At 38.3% G+C, this 20,869-nt stretch carries 20 protein-coding genes; 1 reads left to right on the top strand and 19 read right to left on the bottom strand.

Annotation, left to right across the window (positions count from 1 at the left end):
- Positions 1 to 7: 7 nt before the first annotated feature.
- From MY533_RS06535 to prsW, 16 genes are all read right to left on the bottom strand, one after another.
- Positions 8 to 712, bottom strand: coding sequence for a demethylmenaquinone methyltransferase (locus tag MY533_RS06535; protein WP_248718453.1), 705 nt, complete (start codon positions 710 to 712; stop codon positions 8 to 10).
- A gap of 15 nt (positions 713 to 727) precedes the next feature.
- Entirely contained in the window at positions 728 to 1,495 is a 768-nt protein-coding gene (locus MY533_RS06530; RefSeq protein ID WP_248718452.1) for a heptaprenyl diphosphate synthase component 1, read from the bottom strand.
- 416 nt (positions 1,496 to 1,911) lie between these two features.
- On the bottom strand, positions 1,912 to 2,130 hold the full coding sequence (mtrB, locus tag MY533_RS06525; protein ID WP_049666799.1) for a trp RNA-binding attenuation protein MtrB: 219 nt from the start codon (positions 2,128 to 2,130) through the stop codon (positions 1,912 to 1,914).
- Between the two features lie 63 nt (positions 2,131 to 2,193).
- Positions 2,194 to 2,763, bottom strand: a complete 570-nt coding sequence (gene folE, locus MY533_RS06520) for a GTP cyclohydrolase I FolE (RefSeq protein ID WP_132359262.1) — start codon at positions 2,761 to 2,763, stop codon at positions 2,194 to 2,196.
- Positions 2,764 to 3,649: 886 nt separating this feature from the next.
- Positions 3,650 to 3,922, bottom strand: coding sequence for an HU family DNA-binding protein (locus tag MY533_RS06515; RefSeq protein ID WP_004232618.1), 273 nt, complete (start codon positions 3,920 to 3,922; stop codon positions 3,650 to 3,652).
- A gap of 199 nt (positions 3,923 to 4,121) precedes the next feature.
- Entirely contained in the window at positions 4,122 to 5,600 is a 1,479-nt protein-coding gene (spoIVA, locus tag MY533_RS06510) for a stage IV sporulation protein A (RefSeq protein WP_132359264.1), read from the bottom strand.
- Positions 5,601 to 5,697: 97 nt separating this feature from the next.
- Positions 5,698 to 6,483, bottom strand: coding sequence for a hypothetical protein (locus tag MY533_RS06505; RefSeq protein WP_248718451.1), 786 nt, complete (start codon positions 6,481 to 6,483; stop codon positions 5,698 to 5,700).
- Between the two features lie 25 nt (positions 6,484 to 6,508).
- The gene (locus MY533_RS06500; protein WP_132359268.1) at positions 6,509 to 6,718 is read right to left on the bottom strand and encodes a DUF2768 domain-containing protein; all 210 of its coding nucleotides are present in this window, start codon (positions 6,716 to 6,718) and stop codon (positions 6,509 to 6,511) included.
- 456 nt (positions 6,719 to 7,174) lie between these two features.
- Positions 7,175 to 8,191 (bottom strand): NAD(P)H-dependent glycerol-3-phosphate dehydrogenase, encoded by a 1,017-nt coding sequence (locus tag MY533_RS06495; protein WP_132359270.1) that lies wholly within the window; start codon positions 8,189 to 8,191, stop codon positions 7,175 to 7,177.
- A 193-nt stretch (positions 8,192 to 8,384) separates the two neighbouring features.
- Positions 8,385 to 9,695 carry a ribosome biogenesis GTPase Der gene (gene der / locus MY533_RS06490; protein WP_132359272.1) on the bottom strand — a complete coding sequence of 437 codons (1,311 nt, stop codon included), beginning with the start codon at positions 9,693 to 9,695 and terminating at the stop codon, positions 8,385 to 8,387.
- Positions 9,696 to 9,952: 257 nt separating this feature from the next.
- Positions 9,953 to 11,089, bottom strand: coding sequence for a 30S ribosomal protein S1 (gene rpsA / locus MY533_RS06485; RefSeq protein ID WP_248718450.1), 1,137 nt, complete (start codon positions 11,087 to 11,089; stop codon positions 9,953 to 9,955).
- A gap of 102 nt (positions 11,090 to 11,191) precedes the next feature.
- The gene (gene cmk, locus MY533_RS06480; RefSeq protein ID WP_248718449.1) at positions 11,192 to 11,866 is read right to left on the bottom strand and encodes a (d)CMP kinase; all 675 of its coding nucleotides are present in this window, start codon (positions 11,864 to 11,866) and stop codon (positions 11,192 to 11,194) included.
- A gap of 205 nt (positions 11,867 to 12,071) precedes the next feature.
- Positions 12,072 to 12,731: a flagellar brake protein gene (locus MY533_RS06475; protein WP_248718448.1), complete on the bottom strand. Its 660-nt coding sequence runs from the start codon at positions 12,729 to 12,731 to the stop codon at positions 12,072 to 12,074.
- An 84-nt stretch (positions 12,732 to 12,815) separates the two neighbouring features.
- Positions 12,816 to 14,099 carry a PepSY1/2 domain-containing protein gene (locus MY533_RS06470; RefSeq protein ID WP_248718447.1) on the bottom strand — a complete coding sequence of 428 codons (1,284 nt, stop codon included), beginning with the start codon at positions 14,097 to 14,099 and terminating at the stop codon, positions 12,816 to 12,818.
- 15 nt (positions 14,100 to 14,114) lie between these two features.
- Positions 14,115 to 14,936 (bottom strand): spore cortex-lytic enzyme, encoded by an 822-nt coding sequence (sleB, locus tag MY533_RS06465; RefSeq protein WP_132359283.1) that lies wholly within the window; start codon positions 14,934 to 14,936, stop codon positions 14,115 to 14,117.
- Positions 14,937 to 15,294: 358 nt separating this feature from the next.
- Positions 15,295 to 15,969, bottom strand: coding sequence for a glutamic-type intramembrane protease PrsW (gene prsW, locus MY533_RS06460; protein WP_132359285.1), 675 nt, complete (start codon positions 15,967 to 15,969; stop codon positions 15,295 to 15,297).
- 350 nt (positions 15,970 to 16,319) lie between these two features.
- On the opposite strand from prsW, the gene MY533_RS06455 reads away from it, so the two are divergent.
- On the top strand, positions 16,320 to 17,288 hold the full coding sequence (locus MY533_RS06455) for an asparaginase (protein ID WP_248718446.1): 969 nt from the start codon (positions 16,320 to 16,322) through the stop codon (positions 17,286 to 17,288).
- A 28-nt stretch (positions 17,289 to 17,316) separates the two neighbouring features.
- Here MY533_RS06455 and MY533_RS06450 read toward each other — a convergent pair whose 3' ends face one another.
- The 3 genes from MY533_RS06450 to MY533_RS06440 form a co-directional block, all read right to left on the bottom strand.
- Positions 17,317 to 18,858 (bottom strand): aminotransferase class V-fold PLP-dependent enzyme, encoded by a 1,542-nt coding sequence (locus MY533_RS06450; RefSeq protein ID WP_248718445.1) that lies wholly within the window; start codon positions 18,856 to 18,858, stop codon positions 17,317 to 17,319.
- Positions 18,859 to 18,863: 5 nt separating this feature from the next.
- Positions 18,864 to 19,424, bottom strand: coding sequence for a glycerol-3-phosphate acyltransferase (locus tag MY533_RS06445; protein ID WP_248718444.1), 561 nt, complete (start codon positions 19,422 to 19,424; stop codon positions 18,864 to 18,866).
- Between the two features lie 445 nt (positions 19,425 to 19,869).
- Positions 19,870 to 20,835 (bottom strand): YpdA family putative bacillithiol disulfide reductase, encoded by a 966-nt coding sequence (locus MY533_RS06440; protein WP_248718443.1) that lies wholly within the window; start codon positions 20,833 to 20,835, stop codon positions 19,870 to 19,872.
- Positions 20,836 to 20,869: the final 34 nt, after the last annotated feature.

The raw sequence follows: 20,869 nt of genomic DNA, 5'->3' as shown, positions 1-20,869 counted from the left end.
TCCCCCATTAACGTACTTTTTTAAAGCCCATATGCATTGCCGCAGCACCGCCACTGTATGCTTTGTACGTTACTTTTTCTAAACCTGCCTGCTCAAACAATGCCGCTAACTTCTTCATACCTGGGAAATCATTTGCTGATTCCTGTAGCCAAGAATATTCTTTATAGCTTTTCGCAAATATTTTACCAAATATCGGCATTATATATTTAAAATAAAAACGGAATAATTGTCGATAGCCTGGAATTTCAGATTGAGATGTTTCTAAACAAACAACCATTCCCCCTGGTTTTACAACACGATTCATTTCTTTTAAAACTTGTAAATAATCTGGTACATTACGAAGCCCAAAACCAATTGTTACATAATCAAACGTATTGTCTGGGAAAGGTAACTCCATAGCATTTCCATGTATTAGTTCAATTTGTGGGTATGGCTTTACCTTTTCTTCACCAACCTTCAGCATGTTTTTACTGAAGTCTACCCCTTTTACTTCTCCGCCTTCACCAACTGCCTCGGCTAATGCAATGGTCCAATCTGCCGTACCACAGCAAACATCTAGAGCCTTCGCTCCAGGTTTTACTGCCATGTGCTTCATCGTATCGTTGCGCCAGCCAACATGCATTTGGAAACTAATAACGCCATTCATTTTGTCATAGTTTTCCGAAATACTTTCAAATACTTCATGCACGTGCTCTTCTTTCGTTTTAGCCATTTTGAAAAACCTCTCTTATCCATTAGTAGAAGCAATGGATGCCTCTACACGTGCTTGTAGAGCTTGTTTCACATCACTTTGTAGAAACGATGCATCTTCTATCATCTGTAACAGCTCTGTTTTTAATTGCATAATTTTGTTCTTTATGACGTTGCCAAAGGTCGCTCCAGCATATCTCGCGCTTTCTTCAAGAACTTTACTCATTAAAGATCCTTGCCCACGTTGATATGTCGCCAATTCTCTTTCTAAACGCAAGATTAATAAGCTCTTCTCCACAATTGGAATATAATCTCTAAATGAATAGAGCTCAAAAAATTTTGAGATTAATCCTGATTCAATGTTAGTGATTGAGGCAAACCATTGTTCGCTTGAACGTTTTTCAGCCTCATATACTTTAATTTGGTGTTCACAACGTGCCACAATTCCTTGTGACAAATTTCGAATCAATGCGACATTTCCCGACATCGCTAAAATCTCATAATAACGGCCACTATAAAAGTCTCCAGCTAAAACAGTTAACTGCTGTTCTTTTGATGTGGCATCTAGTTCTTTAATATGATCGTGCGCTGCTAAGGCTGCGTACACAATTCCAACAGTGATGGCAGCTTCCCGTTCATCTTGTTGCCACTCTTCCCCATTAAAAAAGGGAATTAACAAGTAAAATAATTGATTTTCATCGAGCACAGGCAATCCTGTGTATTTTTGCAAAGTTCTATGACGAACATCCATGAAAATCTCTGTTTTTAATTGTGCAATTGAATTTTGAATGTATGTTGCATTCATAGACCTTACTCCATTTCACTTTCAAATACGTTAGGCCTTTCATGATCTAACGCTTGCTTACTGAGTCATTATAGCATACGCGACGATTCGGAATAAAAAGTTTTTGCTTTATTCAACAGGATAGGCAGAAGAGCTTCCCCGTAAAAAAACGGAAGAAATCCCAACTGCCTATCAATTATGCCTCGGCATAATCGCGTCCGGAAACAGCTTTGTGTTAACAAAGCGCTTTCACAAGATAAATTGCCACAGAACGTGGCGTTCTTAGTCTATTTCAGTGATGTTTAACACTCGCTGAAAGAATCGAATCGAAAACTCCATTACTAAGTTTTACACATCTAGTCGATTTATATGTGCCCTCACTAATTTACATAGACACGATACCTTTCATCATGCATTCTGAATGGTATTTCTCTCTATTACTTTTTAGCTTCGCTATTTATAACACCGTGTGCTGTATGAATCTGTGCTTTCCCACGAATTTTCATGGCAGATGTATGTTCGGTAAATTGAGCAATCATAACTTCGCCTGCATCTAATTTTTCAGAATGATGGAATTTTGTATCTGTACCTCGTGTTAAACCGATTACATGTACGCCATCTTCCTCTGCTTGAATAACAATATAATCTTGTGCCATTGTCTGTACACTCCTTAAATCCGACAAATTCTTAGTCCATCATAACATAATTAGACACTCAATTTAAGACATTTGAATAAATGATAAAACTTCTCTACGTTTCACTTCATCTTCTTCGTAAATACCACGTGCAACCGATGTCACAGTTTTAGATCCTGGCTTCTTTAGTCCTCGCATAGTCATGCACATATGCTCCGCCTCAATTACTACATAAACACCTTTCGGAGAGAGCATTTCCATAATTGTCTCTGCAACTGCGGAAGTAATTCGTTCCTGTAATTGCGGTCGGCGAGCAATAGTTTCTACTGCACGTCCTAATTTACTTAGTCCAGCAACAATGCCATCGTTTGGTATGTATGCAACATGAGCCTTTCCATAAAAAGGAACTAAATGATGCTCACACATTGAATAAAACGGAATGTCCTTTACAAGTACTAATTCCTCATGGTCTTCATGAAACACTGTTCTAAAATAATCTTTTGCATCTTCATGTAAGCCGCTAAACATTTCCGCATACATTTTTGCTACACGTTTCGGTGTATCGAGTAAACCTTCACGATTTACATCTTCTCCTACCGCCTCTAAAATCATTTTTACTGCTTCTTCTATTTTCAATAAATCAACATTCGACATCCGTAAAAACCCTCCTGCGTATCAGTACATTACACATTTCCTTATGCATCGTAGCATATCCAAAAGGTAAGCGCAAAACGACTTACTTGATTCAAAAGAAATTCATCCCTATATGAGCAAAATAGCCACTTATTGCTTTCTAATTAGCAGTATGTTTTGTAAATTTGGCTCATCACCATAACGTCAGGTTGATTTCCGTTCCGGCTGGGCGCTTTACCGCTGACGCTTCGCTTTCGCGCAGATAAAACATTTGTTGCTGCCGCTCCGCTTTCGCACAGATAAAACATTTGTTGCTGCCGCTCCGCTTTCGCACAGATAAAACATTTGCCGCTGCCGCTTCGCTTTCGCGCAGAGCTTCCTGGGGGCGTCCGATGAGCCGCTTCACTCGCAATGCTCGCTCCAGAGTCTCGGGCCAACAGATGTTTTTTGCGCGAAAGCGAAGCGGCAGCAGCACCGATGTTGGTCACGAAGGCGTTATCATGGGATGTGATGCTTTTAGCCTTCGTTCCTCTATCGCTGATCCCCAAGGAGTCGCCCAGCCTCCAATCCAATCAACTAATATTCTGGTATTAGCAAAGATAGCTCTATTTTTAGTGATGGATCTAAATTGTGCAAATAATATCTCTAACGCTTACTCTTTCGTTTATTGCATCTTTCTATGTACATTAACTTTTTTAGCTATCTTTCACATCTTTTCTTAGTGAAAAAACATTATGTGGGTCATTCCGTTTCTATAGCTTCGCCTTCGCACAGTTAAATTGCCAAAGGACGGGGTGTTTTTAGACTCTATTTAAGCGAACGTTTGGATACCCGCTGAAAAAAGTTAAAAAGAGCAGCCTCCATGTTATTTACATGAAGACTGCTCTATGTAACTACTAGACGTGTATTATTTTACCGCGTCTTTAAGCGCTTTACCTGGTTTGAAAGCAGGTACCTTGCTAGCAGCGATCTCGATTTCTTTACCAGTTTGTGGGTTACGACCTTTACGAGCCGCACGTTCACGTACTTCAAAGTTACCAAAACCAATTAATTGTACTTTGTCACCCTTTGCAAGAGCATCTTGAATTGTATCAAATACAGCTTCAACTGCTTTAGAAGCGTCTTTTTTTGAAAGACCTGCAGCTTCAGCAACAGAGTTTACTAATTCTGTTTTATTCACACCATTCACCTCCTCTCAAAGGGTCATGAACCAATTCTGTAAAAAGATTAACACATAGAAAACCGCTACGCAACTGTATTCATACATGATTATAACCAAAAAATGCGTTTTTCACCCAAAAAACAAAAATAACAGGACTTTTCGCATAAAAACGAATAGCCCTGTAGTAATTTTTTGCGCTTTATTTTTCATTTTTTCACTACAAAATAAATGTAACTAATCCTCTATCACCTTCGTTCACCATACGTTCAATTGTTTGGCGCATCCGTTTTTTGGCTGTCGCTGGTACGGCATCCATTTTATAGCGTATTCCTTCTTTTAACACTTCATGTAGCGGAGTTCCAAAAAGTTGTGTGTTCCATAAAGCTTCACGATCATGTAAATAGGCATGATTTAAATCCTTAAGTAATTGTTGGCTATGGAATTCAGAGCCAATTAGTGGCGCGAATTCTGATTCCATATCTACACGAATGATATGGTATGATGGCGCTTTTGCCTTCATACGTACACCATAAAAATTATTTTGTTTAATGAGCTCTGGTGCTGTTGGCTCAAACTCCTGCATCATCGGCAATGTTACGCCATAACCTTTCGAATCTGCTTCACTAATAGCCGTTTTAAAGCGTTTTTGCGCCTCTTTTGCTTCTGCTGCCTCTTTAATAAATAGTAGCCAATCTCTTTTCGTCTCAATCGGCTCATCTAGCCATTCATTGCAAACCGACTTATAAAGCTCACCTTGTAATGACACTCGAATGACAGCGGTCCCAACACCAGCATCCACATGCACCACTTCACTCTGGTCAATAAAATCAATGGCTTTAAAGGCATCTGACGCCTGTTGTACATCTCTAATTTTCATAATAGATGACAACACTTCTTCCATCGAATCAATTAACGCAACATTCAACGGGTGTGTAGCATCTAAAACATCTAACCAATCTGGTTTTTCCACCTCAATTGTTCGAATTGGAAATTCAAATAACGCTTCTTGCAAAATAAACTGAATATCAGATGCACGCATTTGATCAATTGACGTAGCAATTACTGGAACATTATAGCGCTCAAATAACTCATTTCGAAGCTGTACTGTTTCCTCTCGTGCTGGCATTTGGCAATTTAATACAATAACAAAAGGTTTTCCAATGTCCATTAATTGCTCTACAATTTCCTCTTCAGCCTTCTCTGCCGCACGACGACTTATTCCATTTACCGTGCCATCTGTTGTTACAACAATTCCAATATTGGCATGGTCACGAATAACTTTATCTGTGCCTATTTTCGCCGCTTCTTGGAAAGGGATAGGCTCTGTATGCCAAGGTGTATGCACATATTTCGGCCCATTTTCATCTTCATAGCCCTTTGTACCTTCAATGATATAACCAACGCAATCTGCTAAACGAATTTGGAACGTCATTTCATCCTCACCGACCGCAATACGTGTTGCCTGGGCAGGCACAAACTTCGGCTCAGCAGTCATAATGACTGGCCCCGGCGAGCTTTGTGGCAACTCGTCTTGTGCACGCATTCTTTCTGTATCATCCACAATATTTGGTAACACGACTGCTTCCATAACCTTTTTTACAAATGTTGATTTACCTACACGTACTGGACCGACAACACCAATATAAACATCGCCATTTGTGCGCTCTGCAATTTCTCTAAATACTGCTTCACTCAAGGTTTCTGCCTCCTTTATCTACGCTTTTTCACTATATGCGAGCAGATAGATAAATATGAAAAGCTCCTCACAAATGTAAGGAGCTTAGTGACTAATCTTATTTAGTTTTGGATTTAGACTCTTGAATTGCTTTTTCTCTAACTTTCTCTCTAGCTTTTTTTGCATCACTATTATAGGCGTCCATAAAATAAATGGGCTCGCCTTTTTCATCTACTGTATATGGTATAGAATATGCTGGTACTACTGGATATTTATCGACAAGTAGTTGACGTATATCATCTCCAGGCTTCACATTAGGCTTGTCTTCCTTTAGTAGTTGACCTAAATCGATGGAATAGTCCACATGCATTTCTCCATCACCTGTCATAAATATTGGTAATTCGGTACCAGAATAGGGGCTTTTCACAGTTACATCTTTTTTATAGCCCAATTCTTCAAAGTTAATTTGATATACATTATCAGAAGTCGCACCCTTTATCGGTAAATATTGGGTAGAAAGTTTTTGAATATTAATTTCACGAATTCGCTCTGCAGCATTTAAATCTACCAATTTTACTTTAGCTTCATTCTCAGGGTCCCAAATAATATACTGGAAAATCCCACCTTTTTCATAGGCATTCCCTGGAATTTGAGCAAGATATTTAGGCATTAGTTTTTCAAAATCAATTAAATATTTTATATATATATCTGTATCTAGCTCACTATTTTTAATGGGAACTAGGCCTCCAGTTGCTTCACGGTATTCATCAACCGCACGCTGTACAGCGGCTAACTGGTCAGCATCAGGCACTAATTTTGCCCTTTTTTCGTCTTCTGGATATGCACAACCTACTAGAAGAACTGCGGTTACTATTACCAAAAGAAAAGCACTTAGTTTTTTCATGTCACTTCCACCTCATCATTTTTTATCATGGCCATGTTGCTACAATTAGTACCATTAAAAATGTGCCTAGCCCAAATAGTATGTATGCAATTAAATTTACGATTGTACGTAAAAAACCGTTTGAAACCTTATTCCGAGCTAAATAAATTAAACCAACAGAGATAATCATAAAGCCGATACAATAAAATGATACCCACATTACATCAAGCGCTGGCAAATGTGCTAACGGACCCATTTAAGACAACCACCTTTCTTCAACGTCACGAAACAATCAAACTATATTATACTATGTGCTTTCGCCAAAAAGAAATAGTTGTCCAATAACTATCAATCAATTATGCCTTCCGCATAATTGCGGCCGGAATCGAGCTTGCGCAAAGAATTCCTTTCCGATCTGCCGGAGGCTTTAAATTCTTTCAACGGGCGTTTGGACAACCGTTGAAAAGTAGCTTAAATCCGCATCATACCAACACCTATAGAGGCTGAAGACATTGGCTGAAAGAAGTTAAATGTACAACCTTTGTAGCGTTAGATTTTTCAACTAAAAGCACACAATAAGGTGTCTCAGTTATTCACTGAGACACCTTATTTATGTCCATTTTATGACAAAACTAATCACATAGATCAGGCATGTTGATTAGTCATTTTTATCCACTAACCAAAAATCTATATAACGGTTAATGATTTTTTATTAGTATATCATGTCATCGATTTCTCGCTTTTTCATACGCATCATTAATGCATCAACTGCTACTTTCGGTTCTATATCACTAAATAGAACACTATAAAGCGCCGTTGTTATTGGCATAGCCACGTCATATTTCTCTGCTAGTTGATAGGCAGCTTTTGTTGTGCGTACCCCTTCAACAACCATGCCCATTTGGTCTAGTACCTCTGGCAGTTTCATTCCTTGCCCCAGTAAATTACCTGCACGCCAATTACGAGAGTGCACACTTGTACATGTTACAATTAAGTCTCCCATGCCTGTAAGTCCTGAGAATGTAAATGGATTCCCACCCATTTTAACACCAAGACGTGAAATCTCCGCCAATCCTCGAGTAATTAGCGCCGCTTTGGCATTATCACCATAATTTAATCCGTCTGAAATACCCGCAGCTAATGCGATTACGTTTTTTAAGGCGCCACCTATTTCTACACCAATCACATCTTTGTTTGTGTAGACACGGAAATATTGATTCATAAATAAATCCTGTACTTTTTCCGCGGCTTCAATGCTTGCACAAGCGGCTGTAACAGTTGTCGGGTGGTGTAAGACAACTTCCTCTGCATGGCTTGGACCTGAAAGTACAACAATCTCTTCTACATATTCAGCTGGTAGACTTTCTGCCAAAATTTCTGAAATTCGTTTTAATGTATCAGGCTCAATCCCCTTCGAAACATGAACAAACAGTACTTTTTTATCGAGCTCTGCTATCATTTTTTCACAAACTTCTCGAATAGCCTTTGTAGGTACAGCAACGACAATAGTCTCCGAATGAGCTACTGCTTGAGCAATATCACTTGTTGCATACAAATTTGTCGGCAGCTCCGTTTCAGGTAAATACTTCCTATTTGTATGCAAGCTGTTAATTTCCTCAGCTTGATCAGTTCGATGAGTCCATAGAAGTGTATCATGCCCATTCTCTGCAAGTACCATTGCAAGTGCTGTACCCCACGAGCCTGCCCCTAACACACAAACTTTTTCCATTTAAAATCCTCCCTTGTTAAGAAAAGACAATTCATTCCTATTCGTTACGAAAAATGCTAGAGAAAATGCTTACAACAGTAAACCTTCAAAGCAATCTTATAGTAGACTTTAGAAAATTATACTTTCCCCTCTTGTAAAAAGACGCCATCCAACAATTATTGTCGGGCTGGCGTATTGTATGTGTATATTTTTCCTAAGCACGAGCACGGGAAATTAAACGAATTGGCGTTCCTTCGAAATCAAATGTCTCTCGAATACGATTTTCTAAAAATCGCTCATAAGAGAAATGCATTAGCTCTGGTTCATTGACAAACACCACAAACGTCGGTGGCTGTATCGCAACTTGAGTAGCATAGTAGATACGCAGACGGCGGCCTTTATCAGCAGGTGCCGGATTACGCGCTACAGCATCCTCAATAACCTCATTAAGGATAGATGATTGAATACGCATTGCATGGTTTTCGCTTACACGTTGTACAATCGGTAAAATTTGATGTACACGTTGCTTTGTATTGGCGGAAACAAAAATAATTGGTGCGTAGTCTAAAAATAAGAAATGCTCACGTATTTGTTGTGTAAAGACGTTCATTGTTTTTTCGTCTTTTTCAACGGCATCCCATTTATTAACAACAATAACAATCGCTTTTCCTGCTTCGTGCGCATAGCCTGCAATTTTTTTATCTTGCTCTTGGATGCCTTCTTCTGCATTAAGAACAACTAAAACAACATCCGAGCGTTCAATTGCACGTAACGCACGCAATACAGAGTATTTCTCAGTCGTTTCGTATACTTTCCCTTTTTTACGCATACCTGCAGTATCAATAATGACATATTCCTGTCCATCATACTCATAAGGCGTGTCAATAGCATCTCGTGTAGTACCTGCGATATTACTAACGATAACGCGGTCTTGACCTAAAAATGCATTTACCAACGAGGATTTCCCAACATTTGGACGACCAATTAACGAGAATTTAATGACCTCGTCCCCATATTGATCTTCATCTTCTTTAGGGAAATGTTTTGCACATTCATCCAATAAATCCCCTAAGCCTAAGCCGTGAGAACCAGAAATTGGCCAAGGTTCACCAAAGCCAAGCGCATAGAAATCATAAATCATCTCACGCATGTCCGGATTATCAATTTTATTGACTGCTAAAACGACCGGTTTTTTTGTTTTGTATAAAATTTTTGCTACTTGCTCATCAGCAGCTGTTACACCTTCACGACCATTTGTCATAAAGACAATAACGTCCGCCTCATCAATGGCAATTTCTGCTTGTTGACGAATTTGCTCTAAAAACGGTTCGTCCCCAATCTCAATACCACCTGTATCAATAATATTAAAATCATGTGCTAACCACTCTGCCGAACTATAAATACGGTCGCGTGTAACTCCTGGAATATCTTCCACAATCGATACACGTTCTCCAACGATACGATTAAAAATCGTCGACTTACCTACGTTCGGACGACCTACGATGGCTACTACTGGTTTCGTCATCTGTACTTCATCCTTCCAACTTCTTGTCTTTCGCTATTATACACGAAAAATGCCATTATATCATATCATATCCATAAACGAGCGCGCTATGTACCGTTCTATTCATCTCTCTGGTATTTTTTTCATCGTTTCCTCTTAAATTTGCTGGTTCGATGTGGTTATCCTCACTTTGTTTTATTCCATCCATCTCTTCGACACTTCTAGCTATTTTCTCCATAAAAAAGCGAGGACACAAATTGCATCCTCACATGTCTAGTTTATTTAAAATTTTTCAGTTTATCGCCAATGACATCACCAAATGAGAAACCAGTGTTTTCTTCTGGTAATTCATAGTCGACTACTTCCTCTGCCTCAGGATTTTCAAGTAAATCCTTAATGCTTAATGCTAAACGACCTTCTTCAGCATTAACGTCAAGTACTTTTACTTGTACTTCTTGTCCTTCTTTTAGCGCTTCGTGTGGCGTGTTAATATGCTTATGCGCGATTTGTGAAATATGCACTAAACCTTCTACACCTGGGAAAACTTCAACAAATGCTCCAAATGAAGTAAGACGTTTAACTTTTCCATCAAGTATTGTACCTTTAGCTGCACGCTCTTCGATGTTCGACCAAGGACCAGGAATCGTGTCCTTAATGGATAGCGAAATACGCTCATTTTCCGGGTCTACAGAAAGGACTTTTACTTTCACCTCTTGTCCTTCTGATAAAACCTCGCTTACATCACTCACATGCTCATGAGACACTTGTGAAATATGCACAAGTCCATCAATACCACCAAGGTCAATAAATGCACCAAATGATGCGATACGCTGTACTTTACCATCTAAAACATCGCCAGTTTTAATCTGGTTAATAACATCTTTCTTTTGAGAAGCTTTTTCAGCTTCAACTACAGCACGATGTGATAAAATCAAGCGATTTTTTTCTTTGTCTAGCTCAACAATTTTAAAGCTAAGAGATTTGCCTTTATAGTCTTCAAAATCATCAACAAAGTGGTCTTCTACTAGGGATGCTGGAACGAAGCCACGTACTCCTAAATCAACGACAAGACCGCCTTTAACAATATCTTTGACTTCCGCTTCGAAAATTTCCCCAGCGTTAAATTGTTGCTCAAGTGTATCCCATGCTTTTACAGCATCTACTTTACGTTTTGATAATACATAGTTTTCTTCTTCGACTTTTGTAATCATCAGCTCTAACGCATCTCCAACAGAAATTACGTCAGACGCTTTTTCAATGTGTAAGCTTGATAATTCACTTATTGGTACAATACCGTCAAATGGTGCACCTGGAATTGAAACAGTTACCGCTTTTTCATCAACTTGCTCTGCAATACCTTTGACGATATCACCTTCGTTAAACGTTTGTTCTGCATAGTTCATTTCTTCAGACATATGTAACCCTCCTTCGCATCTTCCCTTACTATTTTATTCGAAATTGAAGATAAAGACAAAAATAAATCCTTTAAATTCAAAAAATGTCTGAAATTTTAGGATTTATACCATTTTTTCTTGCGCTAATTTTAAAATGGCCTGTGCTGCTTCATCAATTGACAATGCTGTCGTATCTAAAAATATGGCATCTTCTGCCTGAATTAGTGGCGATGCTTCACGCTCGCTATCCATTTTATCGCGCATGGCAATTTCTTCTTGCAGTTTTTCAATAGAAGATTCGATTCCTCGTTTTTGATTGTCCATAAAACGACGTCTTGCTCTTTCTTCTACAGTTGCAGACATAAAGATTTTTAGTTCTGCAGTTTTCAATACATGCGTAGCAATATCGCGCCCATCCATAACAACACCGCCATTAGCCGCAAGCTTTTGTTGCTGCGCTACTAATAGTTCACGTACTTTAGCATGTGCTGCTACTTGTGAAACTGATGAAGTTACCTCATTAGATCTAATTTCTGCCGACACGTTCTTCCCGTCTAAAAAGACAAGTTGTCCTTCAGAAGAAGGCTTTAAGTCAATTGTGCTGGATGCTAGCATTTCTGCTAATTTTGTTTCATCATTTAAATGTATGTTTTGTTGCATCGCTTTATACGTCACAGCACGATACATAGCACCTGTGTCTATATAAGTAAATCCAAGTGCTTCTGCAACAATTTTCGCAATTGTGCTTTTCCCAGCACCAGCCGGTCCGTCAATTGCAATTTGAATGTTTTTCTTCATAAATTCCCCTACTTTCTAACACACCATATTGTATCATAAAAAAGCCCTCTTTAAGCAGAGGGCTTTCTTAAATCAAAATACTACTCGATTTGAAGTTGGTGTAAACTCCCTGCAAAATTTCATGGAATTTTCCACTCACCAATGGAAGTTGGGAAGACCAATAATAAGGCCACTGCTTCATTGCGTCCAAATCCGCTTTGTAAAATTAGGCATCAAAAGGATTTATTTCTTTACGACGATTCACTAATTGGCGTTCAAAGCAGAAACGAACAATATGCTGTTGGTCCACATCATCCGTATCTGTTAGTTGAATGGTTGCCATTTTTATCTCATCTTTTTCGTATATACGAACAACCGTCGCATCTGTGACCACGTATTTTATATCGCCATTGGCATATGGTAAAACGATGGTCAACTGAACCTCATCACCATCTTGGAAAGCAATTGCCCCTTTTAAGGTTACTGCCAAACCACCTGCGCTAATGTCCGATGTTACTAGCTGATATTTGTAATCCTTAAACTGAATCGCTACATCCACAGGCGTTTCCACACGTACATATTCACGACGTTGAATTTTGATAAAGTCATCTGCGTTTGGACAATGCAACATAATCATAGGTATATTACCAGCTTTACGTCCAATTACTTCTGTATTGAAAGCAAATGATTGTTTATCCCCCGTGTGAAAAGTTGCTCTAAATTCAGAGCCATCTATTAAAAAAGCTGTTTTTTTTGTGGCAATATTTATTGGATAATCGATATAAATAATAGTATCTTTTTGTTCTACAACTTTACAGCGGAATTTTTCAACACGCTCTGTATAAGTTGGTTCTAGTTCTAATTGTGTACCAATTTTTATTTCCATGAGCATCTCCCCGAACACAAATATACATTTATTATCGCACGAGATGCCCATTTTGGCTATATATGCTGGTAGTTTTTTCTTATATTACGTTAAATATTCCACTTTTAAAACATTGTGATTTTCAGCGTCAATAACAACGCGGAATGTTTCTTGCGCGTTTTTATCACGGACCGCAATTACCTCATAACAAAGACGTTGTTCAAATGAGCCGTTATCTGTATAAATATTTTTTACTTCTTGTACTTTTACATCATCATCGAAGAAAGTTTTCCAATCTATTGGTTTCGCCGTTTGTGGTTTAATCGTCTCTGCCTGAATATATTCCATCGCATTTGCACCAAGTAACTCGCCTGTATCCTTAGCAAGTTTCAATTGCACTCCATCTGCATAAACCAATGCATTATCACCAGGGTGAACACGCGCAAATGTTACATGCCATGCTTGATGGTTTTCACGAGATTCCACAAATGCAACATCATTCATTCCAAGTCGTTTTACATATTCTTCAGCTTTTTTCATAATTTCATCTTGTGAAAGCCTTGCTTCATCTACTGGACGTTCCACTAAATAGGATATTAAATGTCCACCCTTTTCTGTTAAATCGACATATCCTAAGCGAATATCTTGGTGGAATTGGATATGATAAAACGGATATGGTGCCGTATCACTGCTTTTCGTCACAGTAAATGTTGCGTCTTTTATGATAGGGAATAACTGTTTTACTTTTTCCAACGCTTCTTTTTCAGTAATGTCTGAATCTTGTAATGCTTTAAGATCCATTTTTTTCTGCCAATCCGATTCACTTAATGTAAGTGGGAAGTCTTTTTCGCTGTAATCCTTTAATGTCTTATGCACATTATCAAATGTTGTATTTGGGTTTTTAGTATCTACTTGTCTTAACCAGACATCCATCTTACCGTTGTTTTTATAAAAATCTACTGTTGCAGATGACCATTCATCTGAAAGTGCCTGTAAATTTGTAGAGACTTGTGGCATTTTTTCTCGCCATGCTTTAAAATCACCAGTTTTAGCTGTTTTCTTCGCCTCATCTCCTAGGCGCCCTAAGTAGCTTAGCCAGTCGTTCGACACTTCCTGCCCGATAGGAATATTCGACATAGAAGATCGAACGTCAGAGCTTAGTCGCCAAACAGAATCTAACTCATTGTGAATGGCATTGTCATCTCGAAACAATAAAGATTGCGAAACAGCTCTTTGTAAATGTGATAATTTCTCGGATGCATCCGTTAAACTATCCGTGTACTGAGCTAACACAGTTCGTTGTAAACTTGCATTTTTTCCGTGCATATTAATGCTATATGCCCCTAAACCTATAACTGCAGCAGTGAGAATAACGAGCATAGTTCTCATTTTTTTCCTCCTTTCTTATGAACAGAAAATATGTTCTCCAATTCGTTTAATTTGTGGTCGTGACCAAATCCACTTACTTGTTGCTGTTTTCGGATTAAAATAATAAAGTGCATTTTCCGAAGGATCCCATCCATTCATCGCATCAAGAACTGCTTCTTTTGCACGTTCATTTGGTTCAAGCCAAATTTGCCCATCTGCCACTGCAGTAAAAGCGAGCGGTTGGAAAATAATACCTGAAATAGTATTAGGGAATTCAGGACTTTCCAAACGATTTAAAATAACAGCCGCTACAGCCACCTGACCTTCATAGGGCTCTCCCCTAGCTTCACCATAAACCGCATTCGCCATTAACTGTACATCTCTGTCAGTATACTTTGGAGGTACTTGAGTTTTAGTCCCATTATTATTACTACTACCACTACTTTTACCACCTCCACCACCGCCGCCAGTGTTTGGTTTCACTTGCTGTTCAAGTGGCGTTCCACCATAATAAGTAAATTGATTTCCTGCATTTAATTGTGCTTTTACCCATCCTTCATCGTAATCTGAAAAACCAGATAAAGTTTTTTTAGTTTTTGCACCGGCTATTCCATCTACTGGTAAACCATATTTCTCTTGGAAATTTCGTAAAGCCCAATATGTGTTATAGCCAAATTTGCCATCAATTTTACTTTTATAAAATCCTAAGTATTGTAACCTTGCCTGTAGCTCAATTACATCATCTCCATAAGCACCACGAGAAATCTGTTGCTCGGTAAATGCAATGGCGTCATTTTGCGGAATAGCAAAAATACTAATCCCCAACATGAAAGCAAAAACTATGCTTACTAAACGCATGATCATCACTCCTTTTTTCATAGCTTGAAACAAACGACTCATTTTATACCTATCAATTTTGCCTCGGTAAAATTGCGTCTGAAATCGGCTTTGTGCTTAAGCTTAAATTGCCACTTGTTTGACTGAGTTCCTCTATATTTCAGCAGATTTTTTTGTACCGAAAGTGTAGCGACAGGTGTTTAGACACCCGCTGCAAAGTAACTTAAATCCGTATTCATCTCACCACCTATAGAAAAGGAAGATTCCTATTGCTGACGCTTTCTTTTACTAGTAACTACGTTTCACTTTCGTTACAGAAAACATTGCTGAAAGAAGTTAAAAAAGAAAAGCGCAGAAATCTTTTTTAGATTTCTACGCTTTATATTTTTTTATGCATATGCAAATGTTGTACTAGATGATAGTGAGCGAGCTTGACTTTCCGTAGCCCAAACCACCACAAAAATAGCATAAAAGGGATCATTAAATATACCCAATACCCTTTGAATGATAAAATTGTATTATATAAAATGTGTAATACTACCGGTGCACAAAGCGCCATAGCAATCATTTCTTTCGTCTTTGCAAGCTTAGAAAACTTGGCACGTCCATAATAATAGCCCATTACAACACCGAACAAAGCATGACTCGATACAGGTAATAATGCACGCATAAATGCAGTATTCAAACCGAAAGAAAATAAATAAAGCACATTTTCTATCGTGGCAAAACCAAGAGATATACTTGCACCATACAGTATGCCATCATAAGGATCATCGAATTCTACATGATTGTAGATTGCGATCAACAGAACAAACCATTTAAAAAACTCTTCAACTACACTAGAAAAAACTACATCTTGTAGATAAAGATAACGAAAGACCCCTTCCTCTGTTAGTACATATTGTAAAAACAAGATTGGGAACGTTAAAAATGCGCCATATAAAAAAGTTTGAAGTAAAGTTCTTCTTGGCTCCGTTGCCATCTGATTGCGCAAATAAAAGTAACTAAAAAGCGCTAGACCGGGAGCAATGGCAGCTGATAATAAAATGATCATGATGCCGGCTCCTTTCAAAAAATCAATTTCGCCTTGACATAATTATGTTAAGATTTTAAAATTCGTGACATCCTTCAATACATTAAACCAACAAATCTATTCATGCGCGTAAGCAAATAATGTTGGGTTACTTGTGTTTTTAAAGGATTAAAATTCCATATCCCAAGTTTATCTTTATCTACCGAATATTGGACAGCTGCATAAAAAATATATCCGTATATCTCAGGTGGAAAACTTATGAGACATTAAGCTTCCGTTTTCGACAATAACTATCTATTACGTGAAGATAAACTGTTATTATTATACCATGATATGACATAAAACTTTTTAAAAGGAGATAAATATTTTTTATGAAAAAAACAATTTTATTAATTCATACAGGTGGCACAATTTCTATGGCGATGAGTGATGAAGGTGCCGTTATGCCAAACAAGGAAAATCCTCTAATGAAGGAAAGCAGTAAACTTGATGCACTTGCCACAATTATTGAAATGGAGGCTTTTAACCTCCCATCACCACATATTACGCAAAAAGAAATGCTTACATTACGTAATCTAATTATCGAAAAAGTTGCAGAGAAGAACATTGATGGTGTTGTTATTACTCATGGTACTGATACATTAGAAGAAACAGCTTATTTTTTAGAGTTAACGACGGATTTATCAATTCCTATTGTCTTAACAGGTGCAATGCGCTCCTCAAACGAACTTGGTGCAGACGGTATTTATAATTTAGTAGAAGCCGTTCGTGTGGCCGTTGATGAAGAAGCTCGTGAAAAAGGTGTACTTGTTGTCATGAATGACGAGGTCCACCTTGCTGTCAACACTACAAAAACAAGCACTAGTTCTGTAAATACCTTTCAGTCACCTCAATATGGCCCGATTGGACTTATTACAAAATCAAGAATATTATTTCATCATGCCCCTATCCGCCGTCAATATGTAGAAATTGATGGATTAACAAAACGAGTAGCCATGCTGAAAGTGTATGCTGGCATGGAAGTTGACTTACTTGATGTAGTACTCGCATGTAAATATGATGGCGTTGTATTAGAAGGCCTTGGACAAGGTAATGTCCCACCAACAGTTGTTAAAGGTATTGAAAGTCTTTTAGAGCGCGGTATTCCTGTTATACTGGTATCCCGTTGTTTTAATGGTATCGCAGAAGGAGTTTATGGCTATGTTGGCGGTGGCAAAATGCTCGAAGACTTAGGCGCTATATTTGCAACTGGTATTAATGGTCAAAAGGCACGACTAAAATTATTAATTGGGCTCAACAAAGTAGGAACTCCTCTTGATTTAAAGGAATTTTTCATGTAAGGCTATTGTATTCAAAGTTCAAGTAAGCTTATGCATCTACAATTTGCTTATAATAATTCAAGAGTTTATGTAAATGATTGATTGCTATCTCAAAATCCGGCTGAATAACAGAGAGCTGTATGAAATCTCTTTGACGTAAGTATTGGCTATCTGCATGAACATAATAACCATTTAACATTAAATCTCTCTGTAGATTTGATAGAGTCTTAGGCAGTTGTAAAGTGATCAGCATCGGATACTGTCTAGTTGAAACTTGGTAGTGCATAAATGGAAGTTGCAGTAATGTTTTAAAACGTTGCTGTAACTGTCCATACCTATCTGGATATGCTTGCAACGCTGCAGTAACATTTGCAACAAGTACTGCTGGTAATGTAAATGGAATCGCTCCTTGCTGGTAATTAGCTAAATCGAGATAAGCTGGTAATGTTGAAGAAGATTTCACAATGTTTTGCGAAAAAATAAAAGCCAAACCACTGAGCGCACCTATTGCTTTTCCACTCACAGCAGTCGCTAAATAACAATCTTTTAAAGAAAATGGCATTGCTCCGAAAGAACTAATGCAATCAATGCAAAGCTTTATATTATACCGCTTTGTAAGCTGTATAAGTTCCTTTATATCATTACAAGTACCAGTCGACGTTTCTCCATGTACTGCTAGAAGCCATTGATACGATCTTTTTTGCAAATAAGCGTCCAAAATATTTGTATCAAAGGAACTTCCCCAATCTTGCTCAATTACATCAAAATCCAATGACCATCTCTCTGCTTGCTTTCGAAGACGTTCTCCAAACTCACCATTTGTTAAAATTAGTCCACGCCCTAATTGTTGTGCCTTTAATTGCCCCAGCATAACTTCATTTGCCAATGTCCCAGTTCCTACAATTGTTGCTACATGCGCTGCTCCTGATAATTGAAGTAACTTATTTCTCATTTGCTCAAATAATGATTGGAAGCCTAACGAGCGATGAGAAAGCTCTGAATACATAAATGGTTCTCTTTGTTTCACTGGACCTGGATAAAACGTATGACATTCCTTCGCAAGTCTTTGCTGTAAAGACTTTTCAAACTGCTGTCTCGTTAATACCATTGGTAAAAATAATGCATCCTCCGTCCCAGTAGCAGGTGCAAATTGGCAAAAGCCCATTTGCTTATAAAGCTTCTCTTCACGAGTAGTACCTGAAATAACCGCTGCCGAATAACCTTTTTCGTATGCAAAAGCAGTCAATGCCTGTGTCAATTTCAGCAGTACTCTCCCTGTACGGTATGCCTTCTTGACTGCAAGCAATCTAATTTCACATAGCTTAGCACTAATCTCTTTTGATAAATATTGCTCAACTTTTCCTATCTTTTCATCAATGGAGAACGGCCTCTGATCTCTAAATGCAAGCATGCCTATAAGTTCTATTCCTTTATAAACAACAATATACGTATTTTCATGATGAAAACGGTCAACTTTTTTCCTTTCAGAGTTTGGTTTATGCTGTGGAATTTCTTCAACAAAGGTTTCATAATTTAAACGTGCAATTTCCTCAAACTCCGCTTCTGTATGCGCAATTTTACACCAATACATAATAATCACTTCTTTCTCTCTAAAGACTCTTTAATATTCGACATATGTTTAATAAGCATAAAACAAATTGCTACTAGTATCGGTATGTATAACAGTAATTTATTTGTATAAACAATTGCTCCCACATATAAAACTAAGCCACCTACCATACTAAGTGTTAAACTCCTAGTTACACTAAACGTCATAGCTGTTCCTACAACCATCATAAAAAATAAGCTCGGAGATAATGCCAGACCTACACCTATAAAAGTTGCTACTCCTTTTCCCCCATTAAACTGAAGCCAAAACGGAAACATATGACCAAGCATGCCTAAACTAGCGCCTAACACAATTACCCATTCTTCGCAATGCAATAAACGCCCTACACTAACAATGAGCGCACCTTTAAAAGAATCCCCTAAAAAAGTCCATAGAAAAGCACTTTTCCCAATCACACTACCAGCATTTCTTGCACCTAAGTTTTTACTTCTTTCTTCCTGTAAATTAACGCCATATGCTTTTCCAACGACATACGCTGTCATGAAGTTCCCTATAACATAACTTATAATCCAATATAATCCAATCATTCTTTCACACCTTTTATATGTACTATCACCATAATGTGAGGTTGATTTCCGTTATGACTGGGGCACTTTCCTGAGGGTTATCCGGAGAGCCGCTTCGTTCTCTTTCCGTCACTCTGACTCTTCTTTCCGTCACTTCGCCTCTTTCATCCGTCGATCTGGCCATTCTTTCCGTCACTTCGCCTCTTTCATCCGTCGCTCTGGCCTTTCTTTCCGTCGCTTCGGCTCTTCCATCCGTCGCTTCGGCTCTTTCCGTCGCTCTGGCCATTCTTTCCGTCGCTTCGGCTCTTTCATCCGTCGCTCTGGCCATTCTTTCCGTCACTTCGGCTCTTCCATCCGTCGCTTCGACACTTCTTTCAGTCGCTTCGAACTCCTCCGCTACTTTCTCTCTTCTATCTGACGGTTTAAAAAAGCTGTATAAGCTTATATGCCTATACAGCTCATCTTGCTATTTTGTTCTTTTGCCAATTGTCTTTGCAATACAATCGCCATGGAAACGGCCATTTTCTATAAAAATTTCATTGGCATTATTTCCTGCTGCAATAACTCCCGCAATAAATAAGCCTTCTACATTTGTTTCCATCGTTTCTGGATTAAAGAAGGGACGACCCGTTTCATAATCAATAGAGACACCCATTGCTCGAATAAATGAATGATCCGGATGGTAACCTGTCATAGCAAAAACAAAATCATTTTTTAAAATTTTCTTGCGACCAGCAATTTCTATTACGACCTCACGCTCTCGGATTTCCAGTATATTTGTATTGAAAAGCATTTGGACTTCTTCATTTCGTACTACACCTTCAAATTCCGGTAAAACCCATGGCTTGATGCTAGGTGAATACTCACTACCGCGATAGGCAACAGTGACACGAGCTCCAGCCTTATTTAACTCAAGCGCCGCATCTATTGCAGAATTTTTTCCACCTATTACTAGAACATCCGTATCAAAAAATTCATGTCCCTCTTTAAAGTAATGGAAGACTTTTGGCAATTTCTCACCTGGGATGTTTAAATAATTCGGATGGTCATAGTAGCCTGTTGCGATCACAACATAAGGTGTTGTATAGATCTCTTTATTTGTCGTTACTGTAAACACGGTTCCATTTTTCACGACGCTATTTACTTTCTCGAAGCGGTTTACTTGAATACCTTTCAAACGTACAACTTCTCGATAATAAACTAGTGCTTGATTTCGCTTTGGTTTACGACCTTCAATTATAAAGGGTACATCACCAATAGCTAGTCGTTCACTAGTACTAAAAAAAGTTTGATGCGTAGGGTAATTGTAAACCGCATTTACGATATTGCCTTTTTCAATGACAATTGGCTTTAATCCAATATTTTGCAAGGCTATTGCTGCTGCTAAACCACATGGGCCTCCTCCAACAATAATTGCATCTACTTGCTGCATTTCTTACACTCCTATCAACTTTGTATCAGCAATT

Origin of the sequence: Lysinibacillus sp. Ag94 (assembly GCF_023242215.1) — a bacterium.
Taxonomy (GTDB): Bacteria; Bacillota; Bacilli; order Bacillales_A; family Planococcaceae; genus Lysinibacillus.
This window is presented reverse-complemented; position numbering and strand designations above follow the sequence as displayed.

Coding starts and splice junctions, on each gene's coding strand:
- MY533_RS06535 (WP_248718453.1), bottom strand. CDS start 712: ATGGCTAAAACGAAAGAAGAGCACGTGCATGAAGTATTTGAAAGTATT.
- MY533_RS06530 (WP_248718452.1), bottom strand. CDS start 1,495: ATGAATGCAACATACATTCAAAATTCAATTGCACAATTAAAAACAGAG.
- mtrB (WP_049666799.1), bottom strand. CDS start 2,130: ATGGCACAAGATTATATTGTTATTCAAGCAGAGGAAGATGGCGTACAT.
- folE (WP_132359262.1), bottom strand. CDS start 2,763: ATGTCGAATGTTGATTTATTGAAAATAGAAGAAGCAGTAAAAATGATT.
- MY533_RS06505 (WP_248718451.1), bottom strand. CDS start 6,483: ATGAAAAAACTAAGTGCTTTTCTTTTGGTAATAGTAACCGCAGTTCTT.
- MY533_RS06500 (WP_132359268.1), bottom strand. CDS start 6,718: ATGGGTCCGTTAGCACATTTGCCAGCGCTTGATGTAATGTGGGTATCA.
- MY533_RS06495 (WP_132359270.1), bottom strand. CDS start 8,191: ATGGAAAAAGTTTGTGTGTTAGGGGCAGGCTCGTGGGGTACAGCACTT.
- der (WP_132359272.1), bottom strand. CDS start 9,695: ATGACGAAACCAGTAGTAGCCATCGTAGGTCGTCCGAACGTAGGTAAG.
- rpsA (WP_248718450.1), bottom strand. CDS start 11,089: ATGTCTGAAGAAATGAACTATGCAGAACAAACGTTTAACGAAGGTGAT.
- cmk (WP_248718449.1), bottom strand. CDS start 11,866: ATGAAGAAAAACATTCAAATTGCAATTGACGGACCGGCTGGTGCTGGG.
- MY533_RS06475 (WP_248718448.1), bottom strand. CDS start 12,731: ATGGAAATAAAAATTGGTACACAATTAGAACTAGAACCAACTTATACA.
- MY533_RS06470 (WP_248718447.1), bottom strand. CDS start 14,099: ATGAGAACTATGCTCGTTATTCTCACTGCTGCAGTTATAGGTTTAGGG.
- sleB (WP_132359283.1), bottom strand. CDS start 14,936: ATGCGTTTAGTAAGCATAGTTTTTGCTTTCATGTTGGGGATTAGTATT.
- prsW (WP_132359285.1), bottom strand. CDS start 15,969: ATGATCATTTTATTATCAGCTGCCATTGCTCCCGGTCTAGCGCTTTTT.
- MY533_RS06455 (WP_248718446.1), top strand. CDS start 16,320: ATGAAAAAAACAATTTTATTAATTCATACAGGTGGCACAATTTCTATG.
- MY533_RS06450 (WP_248718445.1), bottom strand. CDS start 18,858: ATGTATTGGTGTAAAATTGCGCATACAGAAGCGGAGTTTGAGGAAATT.
- MY533_RS06445 (WP_248718444.1), bottom strand. CDS start 19,424: ATGATTGGATTATATTGGATTATAAGTTATGTTATAGGGAACTTCATG.
- MY533_RS06440 (WP_248718443.1), bottom strand. CDS start 20,835: ATGCAGCAAGTAGATGCAATTATTGTTGGAGGAGGCCCATGTGGTTTA.